The organism is Geobacillus proteiniphilus (genome assembly GCF_001908025.1).
In the GTDB taxonomy this organism is placed as follows: Bacteria; Bacillota; Bacilli; order Bacillales; family Anoxybacillaceae; genus Geobacillus; species Geobacillus proteiniphilus.
The window spans coordinates 1-884 of sequence record NZ_MQMG01000130.1 but is presented as its reverse complement, the minus strand read 5'-3'; the positions used below and the strand labels follow the sequence as shown (position 1 = coordinate 884).

1 rRNA gene is annotated in these 884 nt (G+C 57.8%); it reads left to right on the top strand.

Annotation, left to right across the window (positions count from 1 at the left end):
• Window positions 1–884, top strand: a 23S ribosomal RNA gene (locus BRO54_RS18845); the annotation flags it as partial.

Sequence of the window (884 nt, the reverse complement as noted above, 5' to 3'; positions counted from 1 at the left end):
GTACGTCGTCGTCGACCCGAAACCAGGTGATCTACCCATGTCCAGGGTGAAGGCCGGGTAACACCGGCTGGAGGCCCGAACCCACGCACGTTGAAAAGTGCGGGGATGAGGTGTGGGTAGGGGTGAAATGCCAATCGAACTTGGAGATAGCTGGTTCTCCCCGAAATAGCTTTAGGGCTAGCCTCGGGTTTAAGAGTGTTGGAGGTAGAGCACTGATTGGGCTAGGGGCCCTCAACGGGTTACCGAACCCAGTCAAACTCCGAATGCCAACGACTTATGCCCGGGAGTCAGACTGCGAGTGATAAGATCCGTGGTCGAGAGGGGAACAGCCCAGACCGCCAGCTAAGGCCCCGAAGTGCACGTTCAGTGGAAAAGGATGTGGAGTTGCCGAGACAACCAGGATGTTGGCTTAGAAGCAGCCACCATTTAAAGAGTGCGTAATAGCTCACTGGTCGAGTGACTCTGCGCCGAAAATGTACCGGGGCTAAACGTGCCGCCGAAGCTGCGGGATGACCGTTGGTCATCGGTAGGGGAGCGTTCTAAGGGCAGAGAAGCCAGACCGGAAGGACTGGTGGAGCGCTTAGAAGTGAGAATGCCGGTATGAGTAGCGAAAACAGAGGTGAGAATCCTCTGCGCCGAAAGCCTAAGGGTTCCTGAGGAAGGTTCGTCCGCTCAGGGTTAGTCGGGACCTAAGCCGAGGCCGAAAGGCGTAGGTGATGGACAACAGGTGGAGATTCCTGTACCACCTCCTTCCCGTTTGAGCGATGGGGGGACGCAGGAGGATAGGGCGAGCAGGCGGCTGGAAGAGCCTGTCCAAGCCGTGAGGCTGATCCGCAGGCAAATCCGCGGATCGCAAAGGCCAAGCGGTGACGGCGACGGAGTAA